The sequence below is a fragment of the Rufibacter roseus genome, from assembly GCF_001647285.1.
In the GTDB taxonomy this organism is placed as follows: domain Bacteria; phylum Bacteroidota; class Bacteroidia; order Cytophagales; family Hymenobacteraceae; genus Nibribacter; species Nibribacter roseus.
Window position 1 is genome coordinate 372,839 of sequence record NZ_LRML01000003.1, and the last position, 25,257, is coordinate 398,095.

Annotated in this window: 17 protein-coding genes; 2 read left to right on the forward strand and 15 right to left on the reverse strand. The window is 49.0% G+C overall.

Features of this window, described 5'->3' with window-relative positions:
- Positions 1-239: 239 nt before the first annotated feature.
- From A8O23_RS05605 to dapF, 13 genes are all read right to left on the reverse strand, one after another.
- Positions 240-713, reverse strand: a complete 474-nt coding sequence (locus A8O23_RS05605; protein ID WP_066618295.1) for a DUF4442 domain-containing protein — start codon at positions 711-713, stop codon at positions 240-242.
- 221 nt (positions 714-934) lie between these two features.
- On the reverse strand, positions 935-2,482 hold the full coding sequence (gene amaB / locus A8O23_RS05610) for an L-piperidine-6-carboxylate dehydrogenase (protein ID WP_066618297.1): 1,548 nt from the start codon (positions 2,480-2,482) through the stop codon (positions 935-937).
- 153 nt (positions 2,483-2,635) lie between these two features.
- The gene (locus tag A8O23_RS05615; RefSeq protein ID WP_066617873.1) at positions 2,636-4,129 is read right to left on the reverse strand and encodes a Do family serine endopeptidase; all 1,494 of its coding nucleotides are present in this window, start codon (positions 4,127-4,129) and stop codon (positions 2,636-2,638) included.
- 177 nt (positions 4,130-4,306) lie between these two features.
- Entirely contained in the window at positions 4,307-4,741 is a 435-nt protein-coding gene (locus A8O23_RS05620) for an Hsp20/alpha crystallin family protein (protein ID WP_066617876.1), read from the reverse strand.
- 458 nt (positions 4,742-5,199) lie between these two features.
- A complete protein-coding gene (locus A8O23_RS05625) occupies positions 5,200-6,405 on the reverse strand; it encodes a M20 metallopeptidase family protein (protein ID WP_066617879.1) in 1,206 nt (401 codons plus the stop codon).
- A 198-nt stretch (positions 6,406-6,603) separates the two neighbouring features.
- Complete coding sequence (locus A8O23_RS05630) at positions 6,604-7,137, reverse strand: hypothetical protein (RefSeq protein ID WP_066618299.1); 534 nt, start codon at positions 7,135-7,137, stop codon at positions 6,604-6,606.
- A gap of 11 nt (positions 7,138-7,148) precedes the next feature.
- Complete coding sequence (gene deoC, locus A8O23_RS05635) at positions 7,149-7,820, reverse strand: deoxyribose-phosphate aldolase (protein ID WP_239693350.1); 672 nt, start codon at positions 7,818-7,820, stop codon at positions 7,149-7,151.
- Positions 7,810-11,184 (reverse strand): preprotein translocase subunit SecA, encoded by a 3,375-nt coding sequence (gene secA, locus A8O23_RS05640; RefSeq protein ID WP_066617881.1) that lies wholly within the window; start codon positions 11,182-11,184, stop codon positions 7,810-7,812. Before secA ends, deoC begins: the two co-directional genes overlap by 11 nt.
- Positions 11,185-11,547: 363 nt before the next feature.
- Positions 11,548-13,821 (reverse strand): dTDP-4-dehydrorhamnose reductase, encoded by a 2,274-nt coding sequence (gene rfbD, locus A8O23_RS05645; RefSeq protein WP_074988325.1) that lies wholly within the window; start codon positions 13,819-13,821, stop codon positions 11,548-11,550.
- On the reverse strand, positions 13,781-14,977 hold the full coding sequence (gene glf, locus A8O23_RS21730; protein WP_066617885.1) for a UDP-galactopyranose mutase: 1,197 nt from the start codon (positions 14,975-14,977) through the stop codon (positions 13,781-13,783). Before glf ends, rfbD begins: the two co-directional genes overlap by 41 nt.
- Positions 14,978-15,088: 111 nt before the next feature.
- On the reverse strand, positions 15,089-16,372 hold the full coding sequence (locus A8O23_RS21735) for a glycosyltransferase family 1 protein (protein ID WP_066617888.1): 1,284 nt from the start codon (positions 16,370-16,372) through the stop codon (positions 15,089-15,091).
- Between the two features lie 207 nt (positions 16,373-16,579).
- Positions 16,580-17,104: a GNAT family N-acetyltransferase gene (locus A8O23_RS05660; protein ID WP_066617890.1), complete on the reverse strand. Its 525-nt coding sequence runs from the start codon at positions 17,102-17,104 to the stop codon at positions 16,580-16,582.
- Between the two features lie 126 nt (positions 17,105-17,230).
- On the reverse strand, positions 17,231-17,995 hold the full coding sequence (gene dapF / locus A8O23_RS05665) for a diaminopimelate epimerase (RefSeq protein WP_066617892.1): 765 nt from the start codon (positions 17,993-17,995) through the stop codon (positions 17,231-17,233).
- 247 nt (positions 17,996-18,242) lie between these two features.
- On the opposite strand from dapF, the gene A8O23_RS05670 reads away from it, so the two are divergent.
- Both A8O23_RS05670 and A8O23_RS05675 read left to right on the forward strand, forming a co-directional pair.
- Positions 18,243-19,127 (forward strand): class I SAM-dependent methyltransferase, encoded by an 885-nt coding sequence (locus A8O23_RS05670; RefSeq protein ID WP_066617900.1) that lies wholly within the window; start codon positions 18,243-18,245, stop codon positions 19,125-19,127.
- A gap of 239 nt (positions 19,128-19,366) precedes the next feature.
- Positions 19,367-20,299, forward strand: coding sequence for a Ppx/GppA phosphatase family protein (locus A8O23_RS05675; protein ID WP_066617902.1), 933 nt, complete (start codon positions 19,367-19,369; stop codon positions 20,297-20,299).
- 523 nt (positions 20,300-20,822) lie between these two features.
- On the opposite strand, the gene A8O23_RS05680 is transcribed toward A8O23_RS05675, so the two are convergent.
- Both A8O23_RS05680 and A8O23_RS05685 read right to left on the reverse strand, forming a co-directional pair.
- The gene (locus A8O23_RS05680) at positions 20,823-23,180 is read right to left on the reverse strand and encodes a tetratricopeptide repeat protein (protein WP_066617904.1); all 2,358 of its coding nucleotides are present in this window, start codon (positions 23,178-23,180) and stop codon (positions 20,823-20,825) included.
- 219 nt (positions 23,181-23,399) lie between these two features.
- Positions 23,400-25,046, reverse strand: a complete 1,647-nt coding sequence (locus A8O23_RS05685; RefSeq protein ID WP_066617906.1) for a DUF4139 domain-containing protein — start codon at positions 25,044-25,046, stop codon at positions 23,400-23,402.
- Positions 25,047-25,257 lie beyond the last annotated feature (211 nt).

Below are 25,257 nucleotides of genomic sequence, written 5' to 3' on the forward strand. Positions count from 1 at the left end.
GCCTGCTATTTAAACGAGATAGCCGAGTTGCTTTAATGGAAGTGCTGCTGCATATACTCCGCCTTTTAAGGTATCGAGCGATAAGGAAAACCTTCTAGATTCAGAAAGACAATTAACAGTTTTCGATCTTATTTTTGGGAAAGGCTGAAACAAGAAATAGCGCCTGCTCGAACGGCCTTAATGTGCCATTTGAAACTACGAGTACCTATACCAGAGTTGTATAATCCGCGATTCTAAAATCAGCTATAAGACTTTTTGCGAGCTTTATAAGACCAGGTAATTCTAAAGCGAGCTACTTCTTCGCCTTGCTCGTTACGCCCCACACTAATGGTTTCAATGGTGCTACCGTTGCCCGTTGCCTGGGTCTGCTGGATAGCATTAGCAATTTTGTCTCCGTCTGAACAGGTAAAGGTGATTACGCCTACTGCTTTTTTGGTGAATTCTGCCTGCATGTTTACTACCAGCATAGACACCGATGGCTCCGCTTTGTGCAGGTACATCATGCTCATGACGCCACTTGCCAGTTCAGCGGCCATACCCAGACAGGCGAAGTAAATAGATTTGAAAGGATTTTTGGTAAGATAGGTGTAAGCTACAGTCACCTGCGCCTCTGTCTCGGTTATGCTCTTAATTCGGAGACCCGCCAAATACGCCATAGGCAGGTGCTTAAACAAGAACAGCTTCAGCTTGACTGGGTTGGAAACAATCTTCATGAAAGCAGCTGAAGCAGTAGAAATAGGCATATAGAATAAGTAAAGCGAACAGTAAGTGGCACAAATTAGATCTTCTAATCCACTACGCGCATTTTGATTCGGTAGGAATTACGTTTTATAAAGCAATTACGTTTTAGACGTATTTTCAGAAAATCAGCCGGAAAACAGAAAAGCCTCACTGGCTTTATAACCAGTGAGGCTTTTACATTATTTAAAACTACTTATAAGTCAAACTTGATACCTTGCGCCAACGGCAGCTCCCGCCCAAAGTTAATAGTATTGGTCTGGCGGCGCATGTAGAATTTCCAGGCATCGGAACCGGACTCACGCCCTCCGCCGGTGTCTTTCTCACCCCCGAAGGCTCCGCCAATCTCGGCCCCGGAAGTACCAATGTTTACGTTGGCAATACCGCAGTCAGAACCCCAGTGGCTCAGGAAAGTCTCGGTCTCCAGTAGGTTCGTAGAGAAGATAGAAGATGATAAACCTTGCATAACTCCGTTTTGTATTTCAATGGCATCTTCCACGGTACCACTGTATTTGATCAGGTACAAAATAGGCGCGAAGGTTTCTTCCTGCACCATGTGGTAGTGGTTTTCTGCCTCTACCAATGCCGGAGTAACGTAGGTACCGGTGGCATACTCCTCACCCTCCAGCACTTTTCCGCCGGTCAATAATTTGCCTCCTTCTTTCTGCACTTCGGCCAAAGCATTTTCAAAAGCTTTTACGGCGTCTTTGTCTATGAGCGGGCCTACCAGAATTCCGTCTTTCAATGGGTCACCTATGGGCAGGTTCGGATAAATTTTAAGCAGTTTGTCTCTTACCTCGTCGTAAATGCTGTCATGGATGATGAGGCGGCGGGTGGTGGTGCAGCGTTGCCCGGCAGTACCCACTGCTCCAAACACAATGGCGCGCATGGCCATTTCCAGATCGGCATTTTCAGTTAAAATGATGGCGTTGTTTCCGCCTAACTCTAGTAACGATTTACCTAAACGGGCACCCACCGCCTCGCCTACTTTCTTACCCATGCGGGTAGAGCCGGTAGCCGAAACAATAGGAACTCTTCTGTCATGCGCCATCAGGCTACCAATAGTGGCATCTCCTACTACTAAACAGAATACTCCCTCCGGCACGTTGTTTTCTTTCAGCACATCCTGAATAATGCGCTGGCAGGCTACCGCCGTTAAAGGCGTTTTCTCTGATGGCTTCCACACCACCACATCTCCGCACACGGCGGCCAGCATGGCGTTCCAGCTCCAAACGGCCACCGGAAAATTGAACGCAGAGATTACGCCCACTACGCCCAACGGATGGTATTGCTCATACATGCGATGCGTAGGACGCTCTGAGTGCATAGTGAAGCCGTGCAGTTGCCTTGACAAACCAACGGCAAAGTCGCAGATGTCAATCATTTCCTGTACTTCGCCTAAGCCTTCCTGCAGAATCTTGCCCATCTCATAGCTCACCAATTTACCGAGTGCCTCCTTGTTTTCACGCAGCTTCTGCCCTATCTGGCGCACTACTTCCCCACGCTTCGGCGACGGCCATTTGCGCCACTCTACAAAAGCTTTTTGGGCGGTAGAAATTACCTGATTGTAATTCTCTTCAGTGGCCATGTTCACCGAGGCAATTACTTTGCCGTTGGTGGGGGAATGAATGGCTTTGGTTTCTGCGTTATTTTCTCCGCCCCAGGTAAGACCGGTAGTATAGGCCGGATTTGACTCCTGAATACCCAGTTGAGCGAGCATGTCTTTAATAGCTTGTTGTTGCATATGTACTTTCTGATAGTTCTGAAATAAAACAAGGGGATTAATAATGCTAGTATAGGCCTTTCTGGTAACATATAGAAACAAAAAAGCTTCCGCCTTAGGGCAGAAGCTTTCCGAATGTCATTTTAAGGCTGTTTTTATAAAATAAGACAAAAACTAGCGACCAATGGCGTAGTAGGCTCTACGTCCGTCTGGATATACACCTTCAATCAAGAGACCACCACGGCGAGTACCTTTCAGGATTTTCTCTACGTCTTGCGGTGAATTAGTTGGGGTGCGGTCAATGCTGGTGATGATGAAGCCGTCTTTCATACCTGTTTCGGCAAAAGCACTGCTCTCTACACCAGAGATTCTCACGCCACCCGGTATATCTAAACGGTTCAGGTCTTGCTTGCTGGCGGCCTCAAACTTGGCTCCATCAATGGTCAACGCTTTGCTGGCATTGGCGTCACGCTTAATAATTTCAGTGCTTCCGTTGGCATTGCGCAGGGTAACATTAACTGTTTTGGTGTTTCCACCACGCATATACGCTACCTTCACTTTGTCACCAGGTCTGTAACGGGTTACCTGCTCTTGCAGCTGGGCACCGGTGCTTACTTTTACACCGTTTATTTCAGTGATCACGTCTCCGGCCTGAAGACCGGCAGCTTTTGCGGCACTTTCTTCAGAGAAGCCAGCCACAAACACACCGTTCAGAGTTTTCAGGCCTTTTTCTTTGGCCAGTTCAGCATCAACTTCCTGCATTTGCACCCCTAGCAAGGCACGCTGCACTTCACCATACTTGATTAGGTCATCTACTACCTTGCTCACAATGGAAGAAGGAACGGCAAATGAGTAGCCAGCAAAGGTACCAGTTTGAGAAGCAATAGCGGTGTTGATACCCACCAAGTCACCGTTTAGGTTTACCAAAGCACCACCGCTATTTCCAGGGTTAACGGCCGCATCGGTCTGAATAAAGGCTTCTACACTGTACGTTCCTGCTCCTTGCAAAATACCCACGTTACGTCCTTTGGCACTAACTATACCGGCGGTAACTGTTGAGTTCAGGTTAAAAGGATTCCCTACCGCCAACACCCACTCGCCTACGCGTACATTATCTGAGTTACCGTAGCGCAAAGCTGGCAGGTTATCCGCATTTATTTTCAGAAGGGCGATATCAGTATTTGGGTCGGCACCAACCAGCGTAGCTTCGAAAGTGCGTTTATCATCCAGAATCACCTGAATTTTGTCGGCGCGATCAATTACGTGGTTGTTGGTCACAATGTAACCGTTTGAAGCAATGATCACACCTGAACCGGAACCCATAGCAGGTCCTTGGCGGCGTTGATAACCTTCAAACTCGTCTCCGAAGAAATCACGGAAAAAAGGATGTATTTGACTAGGCGAAGACCGACGAGCCTGTACTTTATATTCAGTTGTAACGTGCACCACTGCTGGAGTTACCAGTTCGGCGGCAGTTACAAAGTTAAGTCCTTCTGGTACTACCACCTTAGAATCGCGCATGGCGCTGGTGTACCGTACGTTTGTGTTTGGCAACTGCTGGCCTGAGTTAGGTTGCTCATTTTCCAGCAACTTATAACTCCCTACGGCCACTCCCCCACCTACCATAGCGGAGAGCATCAAGCCCAACATTAACTGTTTTGTATTCATATTCGGGTCAGCTATATAGGTTAATAAATTGAACAGTATCTATTTGTATAGACCTCACTAGTCTACCCTTTGTTGTACGACAGAACGCTAAAATAGTAAAACTAGTACCTTTTAATCAACAAAGACTAAGCCAAAAAGGCGCATTGCTGCGCCTTTTTAACATTTTTTAACATTTGGTTACTTCACCGCAATCTGCCGCTTCATAACTTTTTCCTCTACCTTTGGCACGGAGATATGCAGCACACCATTCTCAAATTGGGCATCAATGGCGGCTCCGTCAACGTGCTCAGGCAATTGGAAGGAGCGTCTGAATTTACCGTACAGGTTCTCTACGCGGTGGTACTTTACCTCTTTGCGGTCTTGGCTCAATGTTCTCTCGCCGCTTACCGTCAGAACCCCATCCTGAAACTCTACGTTGATTTCTTCTTTTTTCAGGCCAGGTAACACTACCTCCAATTCATACCCTGCCTGCGTCTCCCACAAGTCAACCGCAGGGGTAAAACCTTGTACACGGCGGGCGTTCACAGAGTCATTGAAAAACCGGTCTAATACTTGGCTGAAAGTCTGTGCATTTCTGCCTTCTAATACCGGATGTTGTTTTACAGTTGTCATGGTTTTATGTCTTCTTTAGGTCCAAATCTTTTTCAGATATCTCTCCTATAGTAAATTTTGTACCAAGGCTATTTTAGAAGATATTTCGGAAATAATGTCAGCTCAAAAAGAACATATAATTACTTTTTAGGACTTTATGTCTGCTAAAATAGTATTTAAGAAGAAATGAAGTGACGATTGCGCTTGCTCAAAAGACCTAGCTGCGTATTCCAGACCTGCTAGTGTCTGCGCAAATATCGTCGTTCTGAATTCTGCCCCTCGAAGAAGGTAACTTCAGCAATGCGTGGACCTGCTAGTGTAAACATCCCCCTTCGCCCCCTTCAAAGGGGGAATCTGCTCTGACCATGCGGTAAATGAGATTTGAAAGGCTTCTGTTACAAGGTAAAACAAACTCCTGTTTTCGGCCTGAATTTGTAAAAGCAGGTCAAAAACAGGAGTAGGAGCTATGGAGATTAAATCTAGTTATTATTTATTAGCACCTGCAGCTCATTCACCGCCAGCCAAGCCATAAGACCACTACCAATTTCCAGGGCGGATTCATCTATGTTGAAGGTGGGGGTATGCACGCTGGAAGTAATTCCCTGCTGTTCATTGCGGGTGCCCAAGCGGTAAAAACAGGCAGGCGCATGTTGTGAGTAGTAAGCGAAATCTTCCGAAGCCATCCACATATCTAGCTCAACCACGTTGTCAGCTCCTAAGTAGGCTTCGGCGGCTTTACGGGCGCGTTCGGCAACAGCTACATCGTTTTTCAGGAAAGGATAGCCGTCCATGATGGTAAATTCACAGGAGCCGCCCATGCTCTCGCACAAGCCTTCGGCCAGCTTCTTCATTTTCTGTTTGGCATCGGCTCGCCAGACCTCATCCATGGTTCTGAAAGTACCTTCCAGCTTCACCTCCCCCGGAATAACATTGGTAGCTCCATCCGCAATCACTCTTCCGAATGACAATACAGAAGGAATCTTTGGGTTAGCTCTACGGCTTACAATCTGTTGCAACGCAACCAGCAAATGCGCTGTAATGATAACTGGGTCCACTAACTGCTCTGGCAATCCACCGTGCCCTCCTTTGCCTTTTACAGTCACATAAATTTCATCGGCTGAGGCCATGTACATTCCTGAACGAAAACCTACTTTACCTGCCTCCAGCATAGGAAACACGTGCTGCCCGAAAATACTTTGCGGCGCCGGGTTTTGCAGCACACCTTCTTTGATCATCAAGGACGCTCCGCCCGGAAACTTCTCCTCGCCCGGCTGGAAAATGAGTTTTACCGTTCCTTCAAACTGGTCGCGGAGCTGGTGCAGAATGCGGGCGGTGGTCAGCAATGAAGAACTATGCACGTCATGCCCGCAGGCATGCATTACGCCTTCATTCTGCGACTTATAAGCCACGTCGTTTTTCTCCAGAATGGGCAAGGCATCTAAATCGGCGCGCAGTGCGGTTGTAGCTTTCTCAGGGTTTTTACCCTTTATTAGCGCTACCACCCCGGTTTCCGTCATGCGCTGCGGTTCAAGCCCGTATTCCTGCAGCTTCTGGAACACAAAATCTGCGGTTTTGAATTCTTGGAAAGAAAGCTCTGGATTCTGATGCAAAAGGTGCCGGGTATCTATAGTATCAGAGGCATATTGGCTGGCAAGTTGTTGTATTTGATCAGAAAGTTGTTGCATGGCAAAGACGGTAGAACTATTATGTCACAAAGGTAGGGATAAAAATTTTTCCGCTGTTTTGGGTCTCTTTTTCTTAACACAAGCTTGAAACTGCGGAAAAGTTTATAAAAGAAAACGCCGTGTAGTTTCTAAAAGAGAAACTTACACGGCGTCCAAAGAAGTCTTACGTCTTGTGTCTTCTAAAAAACGTCTAAAAAATTACTTCGGAATATTAATGGTTTCCTGCACCAACATTGCTCTTGGCAACAAATCTTGAATCTTTGAGAGGGCGGCCTGAGCCTCTACCCGGGTAAAGAAATCACCAATTTTCAGTTGGTAAGTAGGCTGCTTGTATGTCAGGTAATCTTTTTCCTCGGGCAAACGCTGAATGATTGCGTTTCGCAAATCCATAGCGGCTTTACGTTCTATTCCGGTATAGGCCAGAATTCGGTAGCCAGAGGCGTAGCGGATGTTTTTCTGTACCTGCGCCACACTATCCATGAGTACGGTTACTTCATTACGGATGTGGCGGGTAGGAGCTACCGGGGCGGCAGCCGGAGCTGAGGCAGACGGCGCTGCCGGGAAAGTTGGCCGGTATTGCTCTATGTTAGTGAGTGTGGTAGCGGTACCACCTTTGGCGTTCACGTTTGTATCAGTAGAACCTGCCCCCGTGTTGCTGGAAGAAGTACTGCCACCGGCGGCACAACCCATTAGGGCCACGGCGCACAAAAGCGATAAAAATCTTGAGGTCATGTTTTCCAATGTCATAGCAACGATACGCCGGAAGATGTTCCAATCCGGTCGGCTCCGGCTTTCACCAACGCAAGGGCGGCTTCCTTGGTTTTGATTCCGCCCGATGCTTTTATTTTTATATGCTTTGATAAAGTAGCCCGCATGAGCAGAATATCTTCTACCTGTGCACCACCGGAGGCAAAACCAGTGGAAGTTTTCACATAATCAGCTTCCGCTTCTTCGCATATTTTGCAAGCCTGCACTATTTCCTCTGGGCTCAACAAAGCAGTTTCAATAATGACCTTCAGCACTGCATTTTTAAAGTGGCACAGCGTGCTCAGCTCCTGCAGTTCAGACAGCACCTCTTCGTGCTTGCCTGATTTGAATGCGGCAATATTCATGACCACATCTATCTCCGTAGCACCTTCAGTTAAGGCTTGATGCGCCTCAAAAAATTTCACCTTGGCTAACTGGTACCCCAGCGGAAAACCTACTACCGTGGCCACTTGAACCCCGGTATCTTGCAGAGCCGCCACTGCCTGCTTCACGAAACAAGGTGGCACGCAAACGGCCGCAAACCTATGGTGAACAGCTTCTTCACAAAGCTGTGCCACCATGGCTTGGGTTGTGTCTGGCTTGAGCACCGTATGATCTATGTACGGCGCCAAACTCTGCTCTGGTGCTATAGGCACGTTAGTCTTCAATGATCACGCAACGGTTGTTGAGCAAATCGTTTTCTACGTTCTTGAACTTCACGTCTTTTACTACGCGGCCGTCCATGTACTGCACACTCACCTTATCATTACGGCCAATGGTTTTCTCTACCCTTATGGGGGCCTGCTTTTGAACAGGCGCCTGTGGCATAGCCGGCATTGGCGGATGATTTTCTTCTAAGGTAGAGTGCACTTCTTCCTTCTGCACGTTCAGTTTAGGTGCTTTAGGTGCCGGAGCTTGGCGGGCTTCCTGCACGGGCTGCTCCTGCTGCACTGGTAAATCTGCCTTGAACAAGAACGATACTGTTTCTTCGTTCACCTTGGCAATCATACGCTTGAACAGCTGGAACGACTCAAACTTATAAATCAAGAGCGGGTCTTTCTGCTCGTATACCGCATTTTGAACGCTCTGCTTCAGGTCGTCCATTTCGCGGAGGTGCTGGGTCCAGGCTTGGTCAATGGTGGCCAGGGAAATGACTTTCTCCATGGTTTTGATCAACTCACGGCCACCGCTGTTTACTACTTTCTCCAGGTTGGCCACGGCCGTTATCTGGCGGCGACCGTCAGAGAATGGAACGGCTATGTTCTCAATCATAGGACCACGGTTGGCATAAATGTCTGCCATGATTGGGGCTGACTGCTGCATGATGCGCTCATTCTTCTCTTGATAGAAATCCAGCGCCTCATTGTACAGGCGGTCTATCAACGAATCTACTGGCTGACCAACCAAGTCTTCGGCAGTAATGCCAGTGTTAAACCCGAACACGCGGATGATGTGCAGCGTGAAGTCATCGTGGTTGCCGGTGGCTTTATAGGTCTGCACAATGTCAGTGGCGGTTTCGTCAATCATGAGCCAGATATCCAGCTCCAGACGCTCCCCGTATAGGGCGTTGCGGCGGCGTTTGTACACCACTTCACGCTGGGCGTTCATCACGTCGTCGTACTCCAGCAAGCGCTTACGGGTACCGAAGTTGTTTTCCTCCACCTTCTTCTGCGCACGCTCAATAGAGTTGGTGATCATGGAGTGCTGAATCACTTCGCCTTCCTCCAGACCCATGCGGTCCATCAAGCGGGCGATGCGGTCAGAACCGAACAGACGCATTAAGCTGTCTTCCAGTGACACGAAGAACTGCGATGAACCTGGGTCTCCCTGACGACCGGCACGACCACGCAGCTGGCGGTCAACGCGACGTGATTCGTGACGTTCGGTACCAATAATGGCCAATCCGCCCGCGGCTTTAGATTCCGGAGCCAGCTTAATATCTGTACCACGACCCGCCATGTTGGTAGCAATGGTCACGGCACCCGGTTTACCGGCTTCGGCCACAATCTCGGCCTCCCGCTGGTGATGCTTGGCATTCAGAACCTGGTGCGGAATTCCGCGCATTTTCAGCATACGGCTTACCAGTTCAGAAATTTCTACGGAAGTGGTACCTACCAGCACCGGACGACCTTGTTTAGTCAGTTCCTGAATTTCTTCAGCTACGGCGTTATATTTCTCACGGGTGGTTTTATATACCTTGTCGTGCTCGTCTTTGCGTTGGGCTACGCGGTTGGTTGGTATCACCACCACGTCCAACTTATAGATTTCCCAGAACTCACCGGCCTCTGTCTCAGCAGTACCGGTCATACCGGCCAGCTTGTGGTACATTCTGAAGTAGTTCTGTAGGGTTACCGTAGCATAGGTTTGGGTGGCATCTTCCACGCGCACGTTTTCCTTTGCCTCAATAGCTTGGTGCAAACCGTCTGAATACCGGCGGCCTTCCATCACACGACCCGTTTGCTCATCTACAATTTTCACCTTGCGGTCTTCGGTCACGATGTACTCCGTATCCTTCTCAAACAAGGTGTAAGCTTTGAGCAACTGGTTAATAGTGTGCACCCGCTGGGTTTTCTCCTGGTAATCCTGGATTAACCGTTCTTTCTGGTGCAGTTTCTCTTCTTCAGAAAGCCCGTTGTTGTTCTCTATGTTGGCAATTTCCGTCCCGATGTCTGGCAAAATGAACAAATTCGGGTCTTCGCCCTGGCCGGTAATCAGGTCAATACCTTTTTCGGTCAGTTCAATCTGGTTGTGTTTCTCGTCAATGGTGAAGTACAAAGGCTTGTCGGCCTCCGGCATTTGACGCGAGTGGTCTTGCAGGTAGAACGCCTCTGTCTTCAGCAAAATCTGGCGAACACCGGTCTCACTCAAGAACTTAATCAAAGGCTTGTTTTTTGGCAAACCACGGTAGGCACGGAACAAAGACAAACCGCCTTCTTTCTCGTTTCCTTCTTTAATCAGGCGCTTGGCCTCTACCAGGTAATTGCTCACCAATTTACGCTGCGCCTCTACCAGAGCAGATACTCTTGGCTTCAGGGTGTGGAATTCGTGCTCATCGCCACGTGGCACTGGGCCAGAAATAATCAACGGGGTACGGGCATCGTCAATCAATACAGAGTCCACCTCATCTACCATGGCGTAGTGGTGCTTGCGCTGCACCAACTCACCCGGCTCACGCGACATGTTGTCACGCAGGTAATCAAAGCCAAATTCATTGTTGGTACCGTAGGTGATATCCGCTAAATAAGCTTTGCGGCGGGCATCGGTATTAGGCTGGTGTTTGTCAATGCAGTCAATGGTGATGCCGTGGAACTCAAATAATGGCGCCATCCACTCAGAGTCACGCTTGGCCAGGTAATCGTTCACAGTTACTACGTGCACGCCACGTTTTGCCAAGGCGTTCAGGAAAGCCGGCAGCGTAGCCACCAACGTTTTACCTTCACCCGTGGCCATCTCGGCAATTTTACCTTGGTGCAATACAATACCACCAATCAGCTGCACATCATAATGCAGCATGTCCCAGGTTACTTCGGTACCGGCGGCATTCCATTTGTTCGCCCACACGGCTTTGTCGCCGTTTATCTGCACGTTTGACTTGCGCGAAGCAAATTCATGGTCAAGCTCAGTAGCGGTAACGGTCAATTGACCATTCTCTTTGAAGCGGCGGGCAGTTTCCTTTACAATGGCAAAGGCCTGCGGCAGCACTTCCATGAGTACTACTTCCAGATCTTTGTTACGATCCTTCTCTAGTTGATCTATCTCCAAAAAGATATCTTCCTTCTGGGTGATATCTAGTTCAGGCTCGTCTTCTATACGCTGGCGAAGCGCGGCAATTTTATCGTCAATGGGTTTCAGACGCTCGGCAATAACCGCTTGCACCTCTTGGGTACGGGCCCGAAGCTGGTCATCAGACAAGGCGGCCAATTTGGCAAACTCTTCGTTTATAAGGGCCACATAGGGCATTACCCCCTTAATATCCCGCTCCGATTTGGTACCGAAAATCTTGGCGACTGTCTTCCCAAAAAAATCAAACATATAAAGCTATTTAAGACGTACTTAATTCAATTTCAAAAATAAGCGGATTTTCCGACATTCTCTAGTTAGCTAAAACAATACCATGTTTGCATTAGTGCCCCGCGCCTGACGGGATGTCAGAAATAGCCTGATTTTGTTTGTACGAAGGCAAGGGAGAGGAGATGTTTCGGAGCTGATTTTTGGAAAAGAGGCCGAAAACAGAAAGGAATAGAAAAAAATGGGGGTATGTAGGATCAGAACCAACTAAGGTACTTAAGCTTTGAGGCAGGAGAAAAATCTAATCTCTAAAATTAAAATACCCCCTGTTTTGACCCTACTTTTTAAAAAGAAGGGCTAAAACAGGGGATCATGCTCTTCGTATATCTATGCATGCGCGGCCAATAGCTCATCATCTTCAGTAGTATCTACCAATGGTTCTGACGGTCTGAAAGCAAATTCAGTGGCTCTTAGATAGCGTAGAAGTGCGTCCTCCACTCTAGGTAAGTTGGCTCTTTTACCTGTAGCCAAGGCCGAATTGGCAGGCCTGAGGGCAGACAGGTCAAGCGACTCCTGTGAAACTGGCTGTAGCCAAGGGTGAGGTTCTAAACCAGCCACAGTGGCAGCCAGTTCGGCTAGTTGTGCCCATGAGTACGTACCGCTGTTGGCTATATGCCAAATGCCGCTCTCCTCATCCAGCAAAAGGTCAACTGTGGTTTGAACTAAGTCTGGCACGTAGGTGGGAGTGATATAAGTATCATCCGCAGCTTGAAAAAATTCTTTATGGGCTATGGTCTTCAAGGCTTGGTAAACAAAGTTATGCTCATCCCAAGGGCCGAAGAAAGCGCTGGTTCTTATGATCAAAGCCTTTGGCATGGCGGCCAAAACCTGTTCTTCGGCTAATGCTTTGCTGCTGCCATACACATTGAGCGGGTTGGGTTGATCTGTTTCATGATAGCCCCCTTTATTTTGCCCGTCAAATACTAAATCAGAAGAAAAAGTTACCAGCTGAATGCCTCTGGCACGGCAGTGCTTTGCCAAGTTAACGGGCCCCAGTGCGTTTTCACGATAGCAAGTTTCTGGCTCTAACTCGGCTTGGTCTACCCGCACATAACCAGCGGTGTTTACCACTGCCCAAGGTCCATATTTCTGCAAAGCTTTTTCTACCGAAGCCTCCTCCGTTATGTCCATTTCTTGCCGTGAGAGCAGTACGTATGGGATTCCACGCTCATCACAAATGCGGGCGAAGGCTTTACCTAGGGTACCAGTTGCACCTGTTATGAGCAGTGGCTCTATTTTTGTTTTTGGCAACGCCGCTTGGTCAGCGACACACCACTTCTCAGGTACTTCAGGCGGGGCCGGGAAAAGAGTGCGACAGGTTCGTTTCCACCAGCCGTCTATCTGCAACACGGGGTGGCGTGGCGCATTAGAGGACAAATCCTTCATCAGCTTGGCCACGGCGTTGGGTTCAGGCACTCCGGTTCGCACATCAAACACACCGGGTTCATAAAAGCCACGTTGCTCAGTTAAGAGAGTATTCCAGTCAAATGCCCCCAGCAGAGACCAAGCCGTTACCGCCAACACGTTTTTGCCCTGATTTTTCAAAAACAGGGCAGAATCCCACACTTCAGCTAACCAGCGCATCTGCTCTTCGCGGGTACAGCACAAGTGGGCTTCGGTAATAGCTATAGCACTATCAGGGTATCGTTCACAAGCTTGCGCCAGAATGTTCTGCACCCCCAGCGGCTGGGCATGCCCCACGCGTACGGTTTCTACATCGGCGTAGCGATGCCGGCCGTTACTGCCATGCGTGTGCAGGGGGTAATCAGTGATGTGTTCGTCTAAGTACCGCTCACTGGTGACGTAGTAGTTCACCCCTATCACCTCAGGTGGGCAGGGTACTTTTACCAAGTCTAACAGTTCTGCCTCCGGAATTCCTCCTGCCAATAAGTACTTCCAAAGCGGGTGCTGCGGGTTTACCTTACCGCATAGCAAATCCCAGGAGAGCCAGCGGCGGTGATTTTCGAAATCGGCTTGGTATTGTAAGGCAGGCGTGCTTTGGGTGTAGCCCAAGTCATCTGTCTGGACTAATTTAGCCTCAGGATTTATTTCCCTGATGGCCTGCATGGCATGTCTGGTGCCTTTGATCTGGTTCAGGAGGGCCTTCAGGAAAGAGGCATCGTCTTTGGCGTGCGGATACCAGAGACCGTAGAGGGCGCTGAACCGAGCAGTGGTTAGGGGTTCGTTAACGGGAGTGTAGTAATTCACCCACGGAAACTGTTGGGCCACAGCCCGCGCATAGGCGGCAAATTTCTGTGGGAAATCTTGATCTAGTAAGTTAGTGTACCGCGGGCCGCTGCCATGGTGCAGCAAACCTACAATAGGGTCTATATCTAACGCGCGGAGCTTGTTCAGGCGTTCGGTGGCCCAGCTCCAGTCTTGCTGTTCCGGATGATCCGGTGCTACGCTTTCCCATAGCACCGAATACCGTATTTTCTTGATGCCTAAATCTGCGAAGAGATCTAAGTCTGATAATCGGCTTTTATGTCCACTTTGGGCGAGCTGGTCAAAGTACTGGTCACCTACCCGGTTAATGGTACACTCCACACCGCCCCAAAGGTCAATGTTTACCATTCGTACTGATTTTGGTGGAACTTCCATTTAGCGCATCGCGCAGGCCTTTAGGCAACACATCAACTCCATCTACGGCCGGCACTTTCACTTTCTCTAGCTCGGTTAGCTTTTTGTGTAGGGTCAGCGCTTGGGCCACTACCTGGTCCATGTTGTAGTATTTGTAGGTTGCCAATCGGCCCACGAAATGCACGTTGGGTGTGGCTTCAGCCAGCTTCTTGTATTTGTTGTAAAGTTCCGCGTTCTCAGGCTTGGGCACCGGATAGTAAGGATCGCCTTCGGCACGTGGGAATTCATACACCAGGCTCGTTTTGGGGTGCTGCTGACCAGTCAGGTATTTAAACTCAGTCACGCGGGTATACAGCTGCTCATTGGGGTAGTTCACCACCGCCACCGGCTGAAATACTTCTTTGTTCACCGTTTCATGTTTGAACTCGAGTGAGCGGTACGGCAGCTTGCCATATTTAAAATCAAAGTACTCATCTACCGGACCCGTAAAAATCATTTCTTTGAACGGAATCACGTCCAGTATTTCATGGTAGTCGGTGTTGAGCATGATTTTGATGTTGGGGTGATCCAGCATCTTCTCAAACATCTTGGTGAAGCCGTGCAGCGGCATGGCTTGGTAGGTGTCGGTGAAGTAGCGGTCGTCGCGGTTGGTGCGAGTGGGCACACGTGAGGTCACTGATTTATCCAGCTCCGACGGGTCCATGCCCCACTGCTTACGGGTGTAGTTCTTGAAGAATTTCTCGTACAGCTCACGCCCTACTTTGCTCACTACCACATCCTCAGACGTTCTGATGGTGTCTACTTTCTCCGCCACCGACTCAAACCATTTGTCCAGCTCAAAAGAGGTAAGACTGAGGCCGTATAGTTTGTTGATGGTATCCAGGTTGATAGGCATGGGCACCTGCTGCCCGTCTACACTGGCCAGCACGCGGTGCTCGTAAGGGCGCCACTCAGTGAACTGCCCCAGATATTCGAACACATCTTTAGAGTTGGTATGGAAGATGTGCGGTCCGTATTTATGGACTAGAATGCCTTCTTCATTATAATGGTCATAGGCGTTACCGGCAATATGCGGGCGCTTGTCTATGATTAAAACTTTTTTGTTAGAAACCCGGGCAAGGCGCTCGGCTAACACACTGCCGGCAAAACCGGCCCCTACTATCAGGTAATCAAACATAAAAAGGGGAAATTAAAGATGTATATAATATCAAGCTGAAAAAGGCAGCGTGTTTTGAGCATGCTTTCTGAAAACACGCTCAAAATGCATTTCCACCTTCAGGCTGAAATGTTACTTTTTAGAATTGCTTTTCTTTTCTTCTGAAATGCATTGCATCAGGCGCACCATGTTTCTCCATGTCTTATCCCAGGAGATGGTGGTCAGAAAATCGTCGGTGCGGCGCATCCAGCCCAGGTCATCTTTTTGAATCAATGCTTTTTCAATGGCTTGCTCAAAGGCAGCGGCACCATCGGCAATGTGCACCAGATTTTGTTCGCCGTACGGGCGAACCACATCTCTGATAGAAGTAGACACCACTGGTTTTCCGGCGGCTAAGTATTCTGGGGTTTTGGTTGGGCTGATGTATTTGGTAGACTCATTGTGCGCGAACAGCAGCATGGCTACGTCCCAACCGGCTAAGTAAGCAGGGAGCTCGTTATATGTTTTACCGCCGAGGTAATGGATGTTTTTGTTTTTAGGCAGCACCTCTGGGTCAATCTTCACGACTGGTCCTATAATGACAAACTGCCACTCAGGCCGGGCCTCAGACACCTCGCGCAGCAATTCAATATCAAAACGCTCGTCAACCACCCCGAAGAAGCCCATGCGTGGGTGCGGAATATTGGCTTGGTCAGCGGGTTCTTCCTGTAGTTGGCGGGCTTGGGCAAAGTGTGCTTTGTCAATGCTGCTCGGGAAGGCATAGACTTCTTTGTGACGGTCTTTTTTGGCTTCGTACAGGCTTTGGCCACCGGTAAACACCACATCGGCCTTGGCCATCATTTCGGCTTCCAGCTCTACCAGTCTTGGCGGGGCAAACTTAAACGCCGACAGTTCATCCATGCAGTCGAACACGGTGAGGGCCGGGGTAAGGTGACGGCTGAATTCTAGTGCCATGGGCGTGTAATACCAAAGCACGTAATTCTTCAGCTTGCGCTCCTTTAAAAACTTATCGATCATGTTCCGCTGCTCTGCCTCAATTTCAGAAGGGGTAAGCCCATGTGGCAAGTGCGGAACAGCAATGGTCACGTTGCCTTCGCGGGTAGAAATAGCTAATTGCGGGGTGGCGCCGTCAAAGAAAAGAGGCTCTTCAAAGAAAAAAAGCGGCGTATGTTTGGCGAAACGCGACAACAAGTGTTGCGGACGTTGATACACGAAATCCCAGCGAAGGTGTGAAAGGCACACCAAAGCCGAAACCGAACTTAAATAATCCTCTAACGAAGGTTTTGAAATGGAAGGAGCTTTAGGTGCGGGAGCCGGGTTGGCAGAAACGTAGTTGGTGAAGATATTTACTTCTGGCTCAGAAACTGAGTAACTGCTACCCGCGCTTGGAGTGAAATCGGTGTCAAGGTCAAACATATACGATAGCTTAGGATAAGAATAGAATGGTATATCAAAAAAGTAAGAGAAATGGCTGGCATCTCTCTTACTGCTCCCGTGCATACGTATTACTGCTAAAAAAGCTACATAAACCTTTAAAATAGAGTATTTATTTAATTTTGAATAGGGCAAATCCGTAAAAATAACATCGGCTGTTGCCTTACCTTTTACTGCTCCTGATTAGTGTTATTTCTGTTGTAGAAGCTTCTGAAACTCCACTACGTCTTCCCAGCCACTGGCCGCCTGCAGCCACTCCTTTCGAATGCCTATTTGGGTAAAGCCCTGCTGCCGGAAAAGCCCCAAACTTTTGGCATTACTTTGCGCTACTGAGCAGTACAACTGGTGCAGGTGCAGCACCTGCCGGGCATATTCCACCAACAGCTGCAAGGCTTCTGCTGCTATTCCCTGCCCTCGGTACGGCTTGGCAACGGCAATACCCATGCCCGCCCGGCGGTGCAGCGGCTCAAAGTCAAACAAATCAATGGTGCCCACCACGGTTTCCTGCTTTTGCAGACACACCATCAGCCGCAGTTGACGGGCCGAGTAAATGTCAGCGGTGGCGTTGTCTAGGTACTGACGCAGCACATCTTTTGACAGCGGCGCCACCGCCATGCTCACCGGCCATAGCTCCGGCTCATTCTCAAAGAGGTAGAGAAAGTCCAGGTCCGTAGGCTCTGGGGCTCTTAGAAAAATGCGGTCGGTTTGCAGCACTTTATTAATTAAGAATTTAGAATTAGGAATTAAGAATGGATTCAGAATGTGCTTGGTATCAAAATAGGCATGTATATCTGTTTTTAGCTTGTTTTTATAAAATCAGGCCGAAAACAGAAGAAGGAACTATAAAGTAATTTCGCCCTTAAACACTTGTACGGCGGGACCGATGAGGAAGACGTTTTTAAAGCCGTTGCTTTCTTTCTCGAAACTCACCTGAAGCTCACCTCCAAGCACTTTTATCTTCACTGGGCTTTGGTAGCCAGCGCGGCTAGCGGCAAGGGCGCAGGCGGTTACGCCGGTACCACAGGAGAAAGTCTCGTCCTCCACGCCACGCTCATAAGTGCGCACTGAAAGCTGGTTCTCCGGTAGGTGCTCCACAAAATTGACGTTGGTACCCTCAGCTTTGAAGCGGTCTGAGTACCGGATGGCGCGGCCTTCGGCGAATACGTTAAGGTCTTGCAGCGCTTCCACCTGCTTCACATAGTGTGGTGAACCGGTGTTCATGAAAGAGGCATCGTCTAGGTCTTCAATGGCGTCTAGGTCTTTCATTTGCAGGTGCACCAATCTGTCTTTCAGGTAGGCTTTATGAGGTCCGTCAGAGGCAATGAAATAGGCCTCATTCTCTACCACGCCCAAATATTGCGCGAAAGCTACCAGACAGCGCCCCCCGTTTCCGCACATAGAACCCTCGCGTCCGTCGGAATTATAATAGACCATCTCAAAGTCATAGCCTTCTTTCAACTGCAGCAGCATCAGGCCATCTGCTCCAATGCCTCTGCGGCGGTCGCACAAGAAAGCCACCTGTTCTTGGGTAAGTTGCAGGCTGCCGTCTCTGTTGTCAAGCACCACAAAATCGTTGCCGGTGCCTTGGTATTTATAGAAAGTCATTTTGTTAATGTGGTAATGGAGACATAAGATTTAAGACGCAAGACACAAGACTATCCTGTAACTAAGTTTACGTTTTAGGCCTATTTTCAGGAAAACAGCTTAAAAACAGGCCTTGCAAAGTTTACCGCAGACTTCGGTTTCTTCCGTTAGCCGTAATTTCCTATCCTTGTTAACTGTTTACTAATTACTGTTCACTGATAACTGCCACAGGAACCGTACCTTTGCGGCAGAAACCTTTTACAAAGATATGTATTCTTTCCTGACCACTACCGCTTGGACCGATTACGAACTGATTGACTGCGGCAATTTTGAGAAGCTGGAGCGCTTCGGCGATTACGTGCTGGCCCGCCCCGAGCCGCAAGCCGCCTGGGACAAGCATTTGCCGGAACGCGAGTGGGAAAGATTAGCCCAAGCCACTTTTAAACGCGAGAAAGGCAACGCCGAAAAAGGCCAGTGGCAGCTCAAGAAAGGAATGGCCGAGCAGTGGTTTATCAATTATAAATACAACGATCTAAAGCTGCGGTTCCGGCTGGGGCTGTCTTCGTTTAAGCACGTGGGACTGTTTCCGGAGCAAGACCCCAACTGGCAGTTCATCTTTGACCGCACCCGCGCCCTTTCTGGCAAACCGAAGGTGCTGAACATGTTCGCCTATACCGGCGGCGCCTCGTTGGCCGCTAATGCCGGCGGAGCCGATGTCACCCACTTGGACAGCGTGAAGCAGGTTAATTTCTGGGCCCGCCAAAACATGGAAGCCAGCAACCTGGACAACATCCGTTGGTTAGTGGAAGACGCCATGAAGTACGCCCGCCGCGAGGTAAAACGCGGAAACAAATACCAAGGCATCATTCTAGATCCTCCCGCCTATGGCCGCGGCCCAGACGGTGAGAAATGGCAGCTGGAAGAGCAGATAAACGAGCTGATTAAACTCTGCGCCGAATTGCTGGACCCACAAGAAAATTTCTTCGTGATAAACCTGTACTCCCTCGGCTTCTCAGCACTTATTCTGGACAACCTTATTAGGGCTTCCTTCGGGGCAACGGTTAAAAACGAAGAACTAGGCGAATTATACCTGCAAGACCGAGCTCAGCGCAAACTCCCTTTGGGCACCTTCTTCCGGTTCAGCTCTAAATAATTGTTGATTGCTGGTTGTTGATTGTTATTTTTTAAAATCCGTTTTGCTGTTTCCTGGAAAACAGGGCAAAAACGGATTTACTTTTTATCAGAAAAACACCTGCTGGGCCAAAGAAAAGATTCTTTGCCTTATTTTGCTGTTCTAATGCTGCCGTTCTCCGTACAAGTGCGGTAAAACAGAGTGGCGCTACAGCAAATCTGCCATTCTTAGTTCCTAACTCTCAATACTTAATTAAACCTATGTTGCCTCGTTTAGCCCTCATTGACCTTGGTACTAATACATTTCACTTACTCATAGTGGAGGTGCCTGCTACCGGAGAGCCTGTTACTCTGTTCAAAACCAAAGTTGCAGTAAAGTTGGGGCAAGGCGGTATCAGCAAAGGTGAGATTACCCCAGAAGCACTCGCCCGAGGCCTCACCACATTAGCCGAGTTCAAAGAAATTATGGAACAGCACGGCGTGACAAGGGTAAAAGCCACCGCCACCAGCGCCATCCGGAATGCCAGCAACGGACCCGATGTGGTAGCTGCCATAAAGGAAAGAACCGGCATTGAGGTAGAAGTCATTTCCGGCTCACGCGAGGCCGAGCTTATCTTTAAAGGCGTTCAGCAAGCCTTGCAAGTAGGGCCAAAGCCGGCACTGGTGATGGACATAGGCGGTGGCAGCGTGGAATTCATCATTGGGTCAGACAAAGGCATTTTGTGGAAGAAGAGCTTTGAGATTGGTGCCCAGCGCCTGCTCGACAAATTCTTTCACCTGGACCCTATGGCTCCCGCCGATGTGAAAGCCCAGCGCCACTACCTGCAAGACCAGCTCCAGAAATTGACTGCCGCTGTTTTACAGCATCAGCCCGAGGTACTGATTGGTTCTTCTGGCACGTTTGACACACTGGTTGACATTGACCTTGCCAAACGCAACCTCTCCCGCGGAGAAGACGCTTCGCCTGAAATGGATCTACCAGTATCTTCTTTCCAGCAGATATATAAAGAAATTCTCCAAAAAAACCGTGCCGAGCGTTTAGCCATACCGGGTATGCTGGAAATGCGCGTGGATATGATTGTAGTTGCCTGCGTGCTGATTGATTGGGTGCTGGAGAAATACAACCTGGAGCAAATTAGAGTATCATCTTACGCGCTAAAGGAAGGAATGCTGGCGGAGTTGTTGCAAGAGTAGATTCTTGTTTAGTGCCTATCGTTTTTCACCTGCTTCTCGAAAAGCAGCGCCAAAATAGGAGTTTTAAATTCATAGTACCAAGAACAGGTTATCCCTGTGGGCGCCCCATCTAAAGGATTTTGCACACATTTCGTCCCCCTTTGAAGGTAGGGCCGTTAAGTTCTCCGCTGTTCGGGATTTGCAATCCCGAACTTAGGTATCCTGCGGATTTGCAATCCGCGGCTTTTCCGTTTTATGGCGCAGCAACGGGGATTACAAATCCCCTAGATACCCGCTTCCGGATTGCAAATCCGGAAGAGCAACCTCTTATAGTGAGAACTTAACAGCCCTACCCCCTTCAAAGGGGGACGAAATGCGTTAAATCAGAATGATTCCTTAGAGAAAAGATGAGAGTCTTGGAAGTAACTTCCGTGCCATAGAACTCTAGTATTGCGCTTCCACCTTATCGTCTTCATACCAACCACCATAAAGAAAGCCTCTCATATGAAATGAGAGGCTTTCTAGCATTTAACATTTACTGCAATTAAGTTAGCTTCTTGAATTTCTTCTCATAAGCTTTGCCCAGCTTTTTCAGGGCTTTGTCGCCGCCGGTGTAAGAGGCAGCCAATTGCTTATAGTTACCCTCTGGATTTGTGCGAACATCTCTGATAGCCAAGGTCTCTCCTACAAATTTCTGCAACTGGTTTAGGTTGTATTTCGCCAATTTCAAGTCAGACAGCCTTCTGATAAGGGCAATGGCTTCAGTGGCATCTCCGTTAGAAGCTTTGTGGCGGGCTACTTCTACCACAAAACTTTTGTTCGAGCTTTGCAACGCATACTCCTGCAAACTGGCATGACGTAAGCCAAAACCATGTACATCTCTTGCCTCAAAATGGCGACCAGCTTCTTGATACACTTTGATGGCATCGGCAAATTTAGACTGGTTCATCAGCGTAGCAACCTCCTGCAGTAGCTCCTGATAATGAGCAGGGGCGTCAATACGGTTCAACTCTAGATCTGCAGTGGCGAAGGAAATAGAGCAACCGGCGTTCCCTTTGGCGGAGGCAATGGCTTTGTCTAACTCAGCAGCAGCCTGGGCATAGTTCCCCTCAGAGCTATACTGCAAAGAGCGCTGGTAATGCTGATCATAGGTAGACTGGGCGTTGGCGCACTCCTGACTGAAAATAGCCGTACTTAATGCTCTGTATTTTACATCTAAATCGCGGTCGTTTACTAGGCTGTACTTCACCAGCAGGCTGTTTATCTGGGCAGCGGTGGTGCGGGCCTGGGCCAATTGGTTTAATGAGGCATACTGCTGACCGTCGGCTATGCGCTCCAACAGCACCGGCTTAGCCGCTTGCCTGATAAGATTATCCGCATCGGCTTGTTGGGTGAGCCCGTAATCCAGAGCCACTGATTTTGCCTTCTCAAAAGCAGCCAACGAGGCGCTGTATTGTCTGGCCTGCAGGGCCCTGCGGCCATCGGACATGTTGCTTTGGTACACCTGCTGCTGAACCTCACGCATCAGGTTTTGGGCGGCGGCATCAGAAGTAATGGCTGAGCGATTGTTGTTGGCATAACGTTGCGCCTCAGCGGCCAAGTTAGAGGCCTCAGATAATCGGTTCTGGCGCAGGGCCAGACGGGCATCTGCCAACATATTATTATAGATACCGCCTTTGGCTTCTGCAATGCCACTTTCCCAAAGCTCAGAACGGCAACGCAGGCTGGAAATGCTGCGGCAGTAGTCTCTGGCTTGCTCAAACTGCTGCAACGCCTGCTCATATTTTCCTTGGTTGTTCAGCTGTTCACCTTGGCGCACGTACTCGTTCTGCACATCTAGAGCCAATTGCTGGGCAAACCTATGCGTTTCCGGGTCTACCTGCATGCGGGTCAGTATGTCTTTGGTACGTTGGGCGGCCTCGGCTACATAACCTTCCCGTAAATCAAGGCGGGCCAACTGCAGGTGAGAAGGGGCAAACGCCGGATTAGCCTGTAAGGAACGGGCGAAGAAATCGCGGGCGGCCCGTGGATTTCCGTTTACAGCCAACTCCAGACCACGGCTGTAGAAGATTTCAGGCAGACGAGCCCAAGTCTGGTCTATAGCCACCCGACGCTCCCGCAGGCGGTTGTCTAATTCCTTCACTTTGTATCTCAACCGCGCAGGGTCATTTTCCTTTAAATTCAGCTCACGCTCCATACGGTTGTCTACTAATTGGTCAAGGGCGCGCTCCAATACAGCCAAACGGTCGGTGTGCAGTTGCAGGTTATCTACATCATTGGGGTTGATGTTCTGCAAATCACGGTGTAACAGGGCTAAGCGGTCTTCGGTCTCATAATAGCGCTTTACCAAGGCCACACGCTCTCGCACGGCGGTACGGTTGGCGTGGCTAAAGCCCAACTTCTGGTCTACCACTTTCAGCTTGTAACCGGTAAAGGACGAGGTGTCCGTAAAGGATGTCTGCGCCAACACGGTGTTTCCGTTCTGGCTGATGTTTTTGTTAGACACATCAAAGGTTTGCACCACTTTGTCTCCGGCACCCAGCAACTGAATTTTAGCCGAAACAGTGGTGGGCGTGAAAGCATCGGCTACATCAAACTGGCGGAACATGATTTTCTCGGGTACCCAGAACTTCTGCACGTTGGCCTCTACCTTTATCTGGCTACCGTCTTTTACAATCTTCAGGTGCTGCTCAAACTCAACGGGCATCAAGATTTTGCCGGAGCGGTTGGTGTTGTACCTCCCTATCTCCTCTGCCATTGCCCGAAAGTCAGCATTCTCGAAACTGGAAAGGGTAATCGTTTCCTTCTTTTTCTGGTCAAAAAGAACATTAGACTGCGCCACTGCAAATCTGCTCCCCATAAGCAGAAACAAGGCTAAAACCGAGATTAAGGGTGCTTTCATAATATTAACTTTTACTGATATTCAGCAAGTGGCAAAATCCGTTCCAGAAATTATTCTTGCTTTTACAAGTAGATGCCGCACAGGGGAATTTGGTTGTTTGGGCAGGGAAATTTCACCAAAATTTCACACTCTTGAAAGAAGTTAAAATAAAAGGCGCATTTTGGAGCTATTTTCTGGAAAACAGCCCCAAAACACGCCTTCAGTTAATATCTATTTTGCTTAAAGACCGCTTACCTGCCGGTTCTTCGGGTATTTCACCACGTACTTAAGGTGCCGTTTGGCGGTTTCATTAGGCTGTAGCTGAATTTGCCAGGTAACTTTGCCGGTGTCTTTGTCTAGCTTGCCGCCGTTGGTTTCAATGTCTTCCACGCTCACTTCACTGGTGGAGCTCACCGGAACCTGGTCTTCCAAGGTAATGGTAACGGGCTGTGCTTTGGTGTTTCGCAAGGTAATTTCAAACCCAAACTGCTCTTTGATATTACTGCCGAAAGTAGACTGCTTTTGGTAATCTTGCTGCCGCTCACGCTGTACTATCACGTTTTGGTCGCGGCCCAGGGAGATGGTGAGTGTGTCACCGGTTTCTTCAGGGTTGAGGAACGACTTACCCGTGAAAGTGCCGCCCAGAAACACATTGGCTACACCAGGAAGCAGCTTTAAAGCCTCCCAATTAGTTAAATGTGCTACCAAGAAAGCGGTGGGGTCAAGTTTTGGCACAGTGGTGTGGGCGTACGTAGTGGTGAGGTTGTGCTGCTGAATGTCAACGGTGTGCGGTTTCCCGTCTGAAGGAACACTGAACGGGATGCCTATTTTAAACTCAGCGGCCAGTGTGGTAGAAATGGCCTCAGTGTAATCTGCTGTGGTTTCAGAGACAGCATCTGCCCTTACTACACCAGCCACTCTTCCAACTAACACTTCATTTAGGTCCTGTTCCTCTTCATCTTTCTTCACCACCGGAGGAGTAAACTTAACTGTACTTCTGACTGGCGGGGGCGTAAGTGGGTACAGGTCTATGTAGTTTGTAGTCAAGTAAGGCTTTTCAGCGCCTTCAGCGGGATTGGTAGTGGCCAAAGTAAGTTGTACGTTGTTCCAGTCTACACCGGTGTTCTGGCGCACATTGGCTTTGTACTGAAGCTGCACCGGCCCTTGGTTACCCGATGCCCGAAGGTCATAAACTGGTTCCCATGCAGCATTATACACCAAATACGTTACCTCCAGCCCCACCTGCGCCTTGCCTGAGGCCTGCACCGCCACAATCACACGGTTATTGGCTTGTTGGTTTCGCCTGAACTGATTCACCTGATTATTAAACTGAATTTGCCGCCGGCGCAGAATTTCCAATTGAATGTCTATCAGCTGAATTTCCTTCCGGATGGCCAGCAGGCGGGTACGGTAATAATCGGCTACTTCTTTGAGACGGGCGGCGGTGGTACCTGCCTGAGAGCCACCTATATTCTGGTTGGCGTGCAGCAGTGCCTCTTCTTTCTGCAACACCTCCCGTTGGTCGTTTAGACTTCTAATTCGGCCATTGTAGCTCTGCACTGAGTCTTCTAGGCGCTGATGCTCTACCAGTTTCTCATTAGCCTGCAGAAAGTTCTGCTCATACCGCACCGAAAGCAGCGTTATGTTTCCGGTGGGGTTTACCTGCACGCTATTTTCGTCGAGCTGCGTGGGCATGCCCTCCAGCACTAATTCGGTCACACCTGACTCAACACTGGCTCGGCCCACGTTGGTAACCTGCGCCCGGTTCAGGAACACGGTTACCGCTTTTACCTGTGTGGGCAGCGGCACCTGTTTCTGGGCTGAAATCTGAAAAACAGGTCCAAAACAGGTAATGAGTAAAATAAAAGGAAGAAAAACATTTTTCATTTCGTGGCGATGGTTTTTTTAGAGCACATAAAAATTTTGGTTCATGCTCTTTGTAGATGCCGCACTTCCTTCATTTCCATAAACAGGTTGAAATTTTTACTCATTTACCTGATTTCTTTTTCAGGCGATGAGGAAGTTTGACAAGAACAGCATCTAAAGGATACCAATCCAAAGCTAACATTTCCGGTCGTATTTTCTTCGGTTTCCCTTA

Coding starts and splice junctions, on each gene's coding strand:
- A8O23_RS05675 (WP_066617902.1), top strand. CDS start 19,367: ATGTTGCCTCGTTTAGCCCTCATTGACCTTGGTACTAATACATTTCAC.
- amaB (WP_066618297.1), bottom strand. CDS start 2,482: ATGCAACAACAAGCTATTAAAGACATGCTCGCTCAACTGGGTATTCAG.
- A8O23_RS05630 (WP_066618299.1), bottom strand. CDS start 7,137: ATGACCTCAAGATTTTTATCGCTTTTGTGCGCCGTGGCCCTAATGGGT.
- A8O23_RS05670 (WP_066617900.1), top strand. CDS start 18,243: ATGTATTCTTTCCTGACCACTACCGCTTGGACCGATTACGAACTGATT.
- rfbD (WP_074988325.1), bottom strand. CDS start 13,821: ATGGAAGTTCCACCAAAATCAGTACGAATGGTAAACATTGACCTTTGG.
- A8O23_RS05680 (WP_066617904.1), bottom strand. CDS start 23,180: ATGAAAGCACCCTTAATCTCGGTTTTAGCCTTGTTTCTGCTTATGGGG.
- A8O23_RS05620 (WP_066617876.1), bottom strand. CDS start 4,741: ATGACAACTGTAAAACAACATCCGGTATTAGAAGGCAGAAATGCACAG.
- A8O23_RS05625 (WP_066617879.1), bottom strand. CDS start 6,405: ATGCAACAACTTTCTGATCAAATACAACAACTTGCCAGCCAATATGCC.
- A8O23_RS05685 (WP_066617906.1), bottom strand. CDS start 25,046: ATGAAAAATGTTTTTCTTCCTTTTATTTTACTCATTACCTGTTTTGGA.
- A8O23_RS21735 (WP_066617888.1), bottom strand. CDS start 16,372: ATGTTTGACCTTGACACCGATTTCACTCCAAGCGCGGGTAGCAGTTAC.
- glf (WP_066617885.1), bottom strand. CDS start 14,977: ATGTTTGATTACCTGATAGTAGGGGCCGGTTTTGCCGGCAGTGTGTTA.
- A8O23_RS05615 (WP_066617873.1), bottom strand. CDS start 4,129: ATGAATACAAAACAGTTAATGTTGGGCTTGATGCTCTCCGCTATGGTA.
- A8O23_RS05605 (WP_066618295.1), bottom strand. CDS start 713: ATGAAGATTGTTTCCAACCCAGTCAAGCTGAAGCTGTTCTTGTTTAAG.
- dapF (WP_066617892.1), bottom strand. CDS start 17,995: ATGACTTTCTATAAATACCAAGGCACCGGCAACGATTTTGTGGTGCTT.
- secA (WP_066617881.1), bottom strand. CDS start 11,184: ATGTTTGATTTTTTTGGGAAGACAGTCGCCAAGATTTTCGGTACCAAA.